8 protein-coding genes are annotated in these 7,330 nt (G+C 64.1%); 2 read left to right on the top strand and 6 right to left on the bottom strand.

Annotated elements, in window-relative coordinates; all coding sequences use genetic code 11:
• Nucleotides 1–15 precede the first annotated feature (15 nt).
• The 4 genes from atpA to VLE48_12135 form a co-directional block, all read right to left on the bottom strand.
• Nucleotides 16–1,551, bottom strand: coding sequence for a F0F1 ATP synthase subunit alpha (gene atpA, locus VLE48_12120; protein HSA93750.1), 1,536 nt, complete (start codon nt 1,549–1,551; stop codon nt 16–18).
• 75 nt (nt 1,552–1,626) lie between these two features.
• Nucleotides 1,627–2,166 carry an ATP synthase F1 subunit delta gene (atpH, locus tag VLE48_12125; GenBank protein HSA93751.1) on the bottom strand — a complete coding sequence of 180 codons (540 nt, stop codon included), beginning with the start codon at nt 2,164–2,166 and terminating at the stop codon, nt 1,627–1,629.
• A 3-nt stretch (nt 2,167–2,169) separates the two neighbouring features.
• Nucleotides 2,170–2,862, bottom strand: a complete 693-nt coding sequence (locus VLE48_12130; GenBank protein HSA93752.1) for an ATP synthase F0 subunit B — start codon at nt 2,860–2,862, stop codon at nt 2,170–2,172.
• Entirely contained in the window at nt 2,859–3,326 is a 468-nt protein-coding gene (locus VLE48_12135) for a hypothetical protein (protein ID HSA93753.1), read from the bottom strand. The genes VLE48_12130 and VLE48_12135 overlap by 4 nt, the downstream gene beginning before the upstream one ends.
• A gap of 405 nt (nt 3,327–3,731) precedes the next feature.
• On the opposite strand from VLE48_12135, the gene VLE48_12140 reads away from it, so the two are divergent.
• Nucleotides 3,732–4,211, top strand: a complete 480-nt coding sequence (locus VLE48_12140; protein HSA93754.1) for a DUF6265 family protein — start codon at nt 3,732–3,734, stop codon at nt 4,209–4,211.
• A gap of 116 nt (nt 4,212–4,327) precedes the next feature.
• On the opposite strand, the gene hflX is transcribed toward VLE48_12140, so the two are convergent.
• The gene (gene hflX, locus VLE48_12145) at nt 4,328–5,623 is read right to left on the bottom strand and encodes a GTPase HflX (protein HSA93755.1); all 1,296 of its coding nucleotides are present in this window, start codon (nt 5,621–5,623) and stop codon (nt 4,328–4,330) included.
• Nucleotides 5,624–5,732: 109 nt separating this feature from the next.
• The gene (gene hfq, locus VLE48_12150; protein ID HSA93756.1) at nt 5,733–6,041 is read right to left on the bottom strand and encodes an RNA chaperone Hfq; all 309 of its coding nucleotides are present in this window, start codon (nt 6,039–6,041) and stop codon (nt 5,733–5,735) included.
• 212 nt (nt 6,042–6,253) lie between these two features.
• Here hfq and VLE48_12155 point away from each other — a divergent pair, with 212 nt between their 5' ends.
• Nucleotides 6,254–7,030 (top strand): urate hydroxylase PuuD, encoded by a 777-nt coding sequence (locus VLE48_12155; GenBank protein HSA93757.1) that lies wholly within the window; start codon nt 6,254–6,256, stop codon nt 7,028–7,030.
• The last annotated feature ends 300 nt before the right edge of the window (nt 7,031–7,330 follow it).

The raw sequence follows: 7,330 nt of genomic DNA on the forward strand, positions 1-7,330 counted from the left end.
CCATTCAGCCATCAGCTAAGACGCAGCCGCCAACTGACGGTCTTTTACGAACTTCTCCTTGAAGTCGGTGACGATCTTGGTCATTTCGGAACGCAGGGCGTCGTCGAGCGCCTTTTTCTCCGCAATCTTCTTGAGCACGTCGGGGTACATCGAGTCCACGTACTTGAAGAATTCCGCCTCGAACTCGCGGACGAGTTCGACCGGGAGGCTATCGAGGAATCCGCCGGTACCGGCGAAGATCTCCATCACCTGCTTGGGTACGGACATGGGCGTGTACTGATCCTGCTTGAGGGCCTCGGTAAGGCGGCGGCCGCGGTTGAGCTGGGCCTGTGTGGCCTTATCGAGGTCGCTGCCGAACTGGGCGAAAGCCGCCAGCTCGCGGAACTGGGCCAACTCCAAGCGCAGAGTGCCGGCGACCTGGCGCATGGCCTTGATCTGGGCGTTGCCGCCGACACGGCTGACCGACAGTCCGACGTTCACCGCGGGACGGACGCCGCTGTTGAACAGGTCGGTCTCCAGGTAGATCTGGCCGTCGGTAATGGAAATAACGTTGGTGGGAATGTAAGCCGAAACGTCGCCAGCCTGGGTCTCGATGATGGGCAGCGCGGTGAGCGAGCCGCCCTGGAGCTTGTCGTTCAACTTGGCGGCGCGCTCCAGCAGACGGGAGTGCAGGTAGAACACGTCGCCAGGATAGGCTTCGCGGCCCGGCGGACGGCGCAACAGGAGCGAGATCTCCCGGTACGCGGCGGCGTGCTTGGAGAGATCGTCGTAGATGCAGAGGGCGTGGCGGCCGCTGTCGCGGAAATACTCGCCCATGGCGCAGGCGGCGTAGGGCGCGATGAACTGCATGGGAGCGGGCTCGGAAGCTGAGGCCGCGACGACGATGGTGTACTCCATGGCCCCGTAGTCTTCGAGGATCTTCACCACCTGGGCGATGGAGCTGCGCTTCTGGCCGATGGCGCAATAGATGCAGATGAGGTTCTTGCCCTTGTTGTGGATGATGGTGTCGATGGCGACGGCGGTCTTGCCGGTCTGGCGGTCGCCGATGATGAGCTCGCGCTGGCCGCGGCCGATGGGAATCATGCTGTCGATGGCCTTGAGCCCGGTCTCCATGGGCTCGCGCACCGGCTGGCGGTCCACCACGCCGGGCGCTAGGCGCTCCAGCGCGATGTACTTGTCGGTGGAGATGGGGCCCTTGTCGTCGATGGCCTGGCCGAGCGAGTTGACCACGCGGCCGATCATGACCTCACCCACGGGCACGCTCATGATGCGGCCGGTACGCTTGACCTGGTCGCCTTCCTTGAGCTCGGTGTAGTCGCCGAGAATCACAGAGCCGACCTGGTCTTCTTCCAGGTTCATGGCGATGCCGGAGATACCGTGGGGAAAGGCGAGCATCTCGCCGGCCATGACCTTGTCGAGGCCGTGGATACGGGCAATGCCGTCGCCAAGGGTGATGATGGTGCCAACCTCGTCGACGGAGACGCGAGACTCGTAGTTTTCGATCTGTTCGCGGATGATCTGGGTGATTTCGTCGGCTTTGATTTGTGCCATGTTGAGTTCTCAGTTCCCGGTTCTCAGTTCTCAGTCAGTAGCCAGTACCTAGTACCCAGTACCCAGTGAAATCTCTCAGGTACCAGCGAGTTGCTCCTTAAGGCGGCGGAGCTGGCCGCGCACGGTGCCGTCATACACGGTGGAGCCGATGCGAATGAGCGCGCCGCCCAACACCTGCGGATCGCGGTGATAGCGTGGGCGGATCTTCTTGCCGGTGAGCTTTTCCAGGCGAGCGGTCAGGTCGCGCTTCTCCTCCTCGGCAAGCTCGCGGGCCGAAGTGATTTCGGCCTCGGCGAAGCCCAGGCGCGAATCCAGTTCGAGCGCAAACTGGCGGGCGATCTCGGGCAGCGCCGCGATACGGCGATGGTCCATGACCACAGCCACGAAGTTGCGCAGGTAGCGGGAAACGCCGAGGCGGGCGACGATGGAATCCAGCACAGCCAGCTTCTGGCGTGAGGGCACGGAGGGATTCTCCAGCACGGTGCGCAGCTCCTGGCTTTGGGCCACAACGCCGGCCAGGCCGTTGAGCTCGGCGACCGTCTGGGCCGGATCGAGATGCTTCTCCATGGCCAGGTCGGCGAGGGCGCGGGCGTAGCGGCTGACGACGGCGGCCATGGTCTACCTTCCGTCCTTGGAGAGCTGGTCGAGGAAGTTGCGGACCATCTGCTGGTCGGTCTGGGGGCTGACCTGGATGCGCTTCTCCGCGAGGGAAACGGCCAGCTCCGCGGCGTAGGCCTTGAGATCCTTGCGCGCCAGGCGGGCGGCAGCGCCGATCTCTTCCTCGGCGGCGCGCAGGATGGCGGCTTTGTCTTCCTCGGCGGCGGCGCGCAGGCGGGCTTCCTCTTCGGCCACATCGGCGTCTGCGGCGGAACGCAGCGCATCCACCTCGGTGCTGATGCGGGCGAGGCGGCTCTCGATATCCGCCAAACGCTTCTGGGCCTCTTCGCTGGCCTTGCGAGCCTCGTCGATGGACTGGCGAATGGCCGCAGAGCGGTCGGCAAACGCCTTCCCGATCACAGGTCGAAGCACGATCCAAAGGAAGACGACCACGACCACAAAATTGAGCACCGTGCTGACCCAGTAGGCGCTTTCCACACTCATGCCGGTCCATTCGGCGATCTTCTTCACCGAAGGAGAGTGTTTGAAGGCGGCGTGTTCGTCCTCCGCTTCGTGCTCCGCCGCAGGCTTACCAGCGGAGGAGGCTTCATGGCTGGGCTCGGCGGCGGGCTGATGATCCTGGGCGATGGCGGAGACAGCTTGAATCAGCCCGATCCACAGCAAGACGAGAAGCGAGATGCGGGTGGCGGTCATCCCTGCCCTCCGCCGGCCAGGACGGCGGGCTTGAGGATGGTCTGGATGATCTCGTGGGCGAGGCGCTCGGATTCGGCTTCCAGGGTACGGCGCGCGCCCGCAGCTTCGCCTTCGAGCGACATGCGCGCCTGATGGACCAGGTCTTCGGCGCGGGCGCGGGCTTGGGCGATCGCGTTGGCGCGGGCCTCGAGGGACTTCTTGCGGCGGTCTTCCGCCGCCTTGAAGATGGCCAGCCGGGCATCACGAATCTTCTGCTCGTACTCGGCGGTGCGGGCGTCGGCCTGGGCGATATCGGCGCGGGCCTTTTCGATGGCGCCCTCGCCGCGGGCGTGGCGCTCCGCCAAGACGCGAGTGAGCGGGCGGTGGACGAGCAACAGGTAGGAAAGCAGAACGACCATGAACAGGACCATCGTGGGGATGGCCGCGAGCAGTAATCCGCCCACTTGCTTAAGGGTTTCTTCCATGCCTGAAGCTTACGAAAAGGAGGTTGCGAGCGCGCCCAACCTTACAAGCTAACATCGGGCGCAGGGGGTGTCAACGCAGCGGAAATCGAGTCCCGAGAGGCATTTGCAGGGCTTCGGAAGGGCAAAGCAACCCTTGACTTTGGGCCAAGTGGGGATACCATAGAGGTATCACCTCCGATCCGTTTCAGGATCGAATGGGCCTGTAGCCAAGGAATTGTCACCGCTTCTTGGCTGCGGGCCCATTTAATTGCGTGGCCAGTGGTCAGTTATCGGTTCCCAGTTCTCAGAAAGAGCTACTAGCCTCTAGGCTACTAGCCCTTGACTGCTGGCGATTGGCCGCCTGTAGGGCTAGACTGGTCCGACTTTTTCGAGACTTGAATGAGGGGAAGCGATAGGCTGCGAGGCATGAGACTACCACGAGCAAGTGCGCTCCTCGCGGCGTTGCTGACCGCGACGCTTCTTCTTGCTGCTCCCGACGCTTCGTCCAACTTGGAAATGAAGGACCTGGCGTGGATGGCCGGCGACTGGCAAACCGAACGGGGCAAGGCCATGATCGACGAGCACTGGAGCCATCCAGCCGGCGGCACGATGATGGGGATGAGCCGCACGGTGGCCGGCGGGCGGACGGTCGAGTTCGAGTTCCTGCGGATCGAGGAGCGCGCGGACGGCATCTTCTACGTCGCGCAGCCCAACGGCGGCCCTCCCACCGACTTCAAGCTGGTGACGCTCGAAAAACAACGGGCCACTTTCGAGAATCTGCAGCATGATTTTCCGCAGCGCATCATCTATGAGAAGCGGGCAGATGGGTCGCTGCTGGCACGGATCGAAGGCGACGTGGGCGGGAAGCTGAACGCGGTAGAGTTTTTGTATAAACCGATGAAGTAAGGCAGTGGCAGTGGTCAGTGGTCAGTGACTAGTTGGAACGCTCCCCGCTCACCCTAACGTAGAAGCCGGCCATCGGGATTCCTCGCCGCGCTCGGAATGACAAACGAAACCAAGCTTTACTCGACGACGTAGGGCCGTAGCTTGCGCAGCAGCGATGCAGGCGCCTGGGCGTCGAGTTCGACGAAACCGTCGCGGTAGCGGCGGGCGAAGACGCGGGCGCGGGCTTCGACCATGGCCAGCGCCTTGCCTTCGGCCTGCGGCAAGCGAAGGTGGACGCGGCTGAGCGGGTCGTCCTGCAGCATCTGGTCGATGCGGTCGAGCAGGGTGGAGACGCCGATGCCGCGAGCGGCGGAGATGTGCACGGTGCGCTCGTCGTCGAGCTTGGAATCGCGCTCGGCGGCCGGGAGCAGATCGATCTTGTTGATCACGCGCAGGCGCGGTTTCGAGCCCACGTCGAGTTCGCCCAGCACCTTTTCCACCTGGGCTTCGTGGTCGGCGGCCACGGGACTGGTGACGTCCATGACGTGCAGCAGCAGCGCGGCACGCTCCACCTCCTCAAGCGTAGCGCGGAAGGAGGTGACGAGCGTGTGCGGCAGGTTGCGGATGAAACCGACCGTGTCGGAAAGCAGGATGCGGCGGCGCGAAGGGAGCGTGACCGAGCGCAAGGTGGGATCGACGGTAGCGAACAGGCGGGGCGATTCCTCGACGCCGGCGCGAGTGAGGGAGTTGAACAGCGTGGACTTGCCGGCGTTGGTGTAGCCGACCAGGGCGACGGTGGCCACGGGCACGGATTCGCGGCGCTGACGCTGCTGGGCGCGGGTGCGGCGGACTTTTTCGAGCTGCTGCTGAATGTGGCGGATGCGGCGGTAGATGCGGCGGCGGTCGGTTTCCAGCTGGGTTTCGCCCGGGCCGCGGGTGCCGATGCCGCCGGCGAGCTGCGACATTTCCACGCCCCGGCCGGCAAGGCGAGGCAGCAGGTACTCGAGCTGGGCCAGTTCGACCTGGAGCTGGCCTTCGCGCGTGCGGGCGTGGCGGGCGAAGATATCGAGGATGAGCTGGGTGCGGTCGACCACGCGCGTGCCTACCACCTGCTCGATGTTGCGCTGCTGCGAGGGTGAAAGGTCGTGGTCGAAGATGAGCAGGTCGGCGTCGGTGGAGGCCAGGGCGCCGGAGATCTCCTCGAGCTTGCCGCGGCCGACTAACGTGGCGGGATCGGGCCGGTCGCGGCGCTGCAGCAGCTCGCCCACGACCAGAGCGCCAGCGCTCGAAGCCAGCTCACGCAGCTCGGCCAGGGATTCCTCGACAGAAACGGTAGAGATGGTTTCCTGCTCCGGCTGGCGGGCAGAGGCCGAAGCCCGGCGCGCCTGATCGGGGATGGAACCCGTCCGGATACGGCGTGGTCCCCACTCCAATCCGGCCAGGAAGGCTCGCTCAGTGGCCTGGGTGAGAGCGCGCCGGCGGCGGGCGTGCTCCGCCCGAGTGAGGAGGCGAGAGCCGGAGTCGCGCGAGCTTCCGCGAATGTCAGGCCTCCGGAGAGTCGGCGGAAGAGGGCTCGGGGGCGGCGGCGGGCGCGGTCGCGGCGGCGGACCTTGACTCGGCGCCGTGGCCGGGGCGCGGCAGCACCACGGTCGAAATGGCGTGCTTGAAAATGAGCTGCTCCTGGTGGTTGGACTCCAGGATGACCGAATACTTGTCGAAGGAGCGGATGCGGCCGGTGAGCTTCACCCCGCTGACCAGATAGATAGTCACCACGGACTTGTCGCGGCGGGCGTTGTTGAGGAAGGCGTCCTGGATGTTCTGAGCCGGCTTGAGATCCATGGGCGTAGGCATTTCTGCCTGGCGGAGGTCCGGGCGTGCACCGGGGCTGCGCCGCCCTCCTAACTCCTACCATACGGCTGCGTGAGGGGATTTTCAACCGCAGGCGCCGCTGCGGATGCGTTCCGGTTCTCCTGCGTTCTGAGCTTTGCGGTTCCCGCAGAGTGAAGTTCTTGTATACTCGTGCGCCGACGGCAGCAGTCGAACCCTTTGTCGAGGAGCCAACCATGGACTTGCTGAGTTCCGCGTTGCCCGCCTTTTTCCAGGTGAGAATCCTGCCCCCGGGAGACGGGCCGCTGTACGAGGTCACGCTGCGCTGGATCCATTTCCTGGCCGGAATCACGTGGATCGGGCTGCTGTATTTCTTCAACCTGGTGAACGTGCCTTTTCAGAAAGAACTGGAACCCGCCTACAAGGGCAAGGTCAACCTGGCGCTGATGCCGCGGGCGCTGTGGTGGTTCCGGTGGGGCGCCATGATGACGGTGCTGGCGGGCTTCATGTACTGGATGATCATCGTGGCGGCGGATGCCCGCAACGCGGCGGTACACGGGCTGAGCGCCAGTTCCATGAACTCGGTGCTGAACTTCCTGGGCATCTGGATCGGGGCGTGGGTGCTGGAAATGCTGCTGGTGACGCACGGCAAGGGCGCGCTCAACAAAGGATGGATTTTGGCGGTGTTCGTGGGAGCCCTGATGTTCGGGGCGAGCACCATCTATCTGAAGCTGAATGCGCACGGGTGGGAGAGCAGCCGCATGCTATCCATCGGCGTGGGCGGCGGCTTGGGATTCATCATGCTGTTCAACGTGTGGGGCATCATCTGGCGGAACCAGAAGAAAATCATCGCCTGGACGCGGGCCAACGTGACCGATGGGACGCCCGTACCGGAGCAAAGCGCGAAGCTGGCGCGGCAGGCATTCCTGGCCTCGCGAACCAACACCTGGCTTTCCATTCCCATGCTGTTCTTCATGGCCTCGGCCAGCCATTACACGTTTTTGGTGCAGTAAGCTCAATTCGAAAAACGAAAGCCCCCGCGAGAAGGCGGGGGCTTTGTTGTTTCAGCTACTTGGCTAGAAGCTAGGAGCTTCGGCGGTTGCCCAAGAACGCATAGCCCAAAGCCGCTTTCAAAAAAATCAGGCCGGCCTTGCGGCCGGCCTGAAGAGTTGAGCGTTGCTTCGGTTAGAAGATGAGCTTCAGACCGAAGTGCAGGCGACGACGGCCAATGCCGTTCTGCGTGGCATTGACCTGGTTGCCGCCGTTCAGGGCCAAAGAGAAGTTCCCGAACGGGCAGCTGCCGTCCCCGATGC

It is taken from the genome of Terriglobales bacterium (assembly GCA_035454605.1).
In the GTDB taxonomy this organism is placed as follows: domain Bacteria; phylum Acidobacteriota; class Terriglobia; order Terriglobales; family Acidobacteriaceae; genus DATMAB01.

Excerpts from the sequence above, each read along its gene's own strand:
- VLE48_12135 (HSA93753.1), bottom strand. The coding sequence starts at position 3,326 with ATGGAAGAAACCCTTAAGCAAGTGGGCGGATTACTGCTCGCGGCCATC.
- VLE48_12140 (HSA93754.1), top strand. The coding sequence starts at position 3,732 with ATGAGACTACCACGAGCAAGTGCGCTCCTCGCGGCGTTGCTGACCGCG.
- atpH (HSA93751.1), bottom strand. The coding sequence starts at position 2,166 with ATGGCCGCCGTCGTCAGCCGCTACGCCCGCGCCCTCGCCGACCTGGCC.
- VLE48_12130 (HSA93752.1), bottom strand. The coding sequence starts at position 2,862 with ATGACCGCCACCCGCATCTCGCTTCTCGTCTTGCTGTGGATCGGGCTG.
- VLE48_12155 (HSA93757.1), top strand. The coding sequence starts at position 6,254 with ATGGACTTGCTGAGTTCCGCGTTGCCCGCCTTTTTCCAGGTGAGAATC.
- hfq (HSA93756.1), bottom strand. The coding sequence starts at position 6,041 with ATGCCTACGCCCATGGATCTCAAGCCGGCTCAGAACATCCAGGACGCC.
- atpA (HSA93750.1), bottom strand. The coding sequence starts at position 1,551 with ATGGCACAAATCAAAGCCGACGAAATCACCCAGATCATCCGCGAACAG.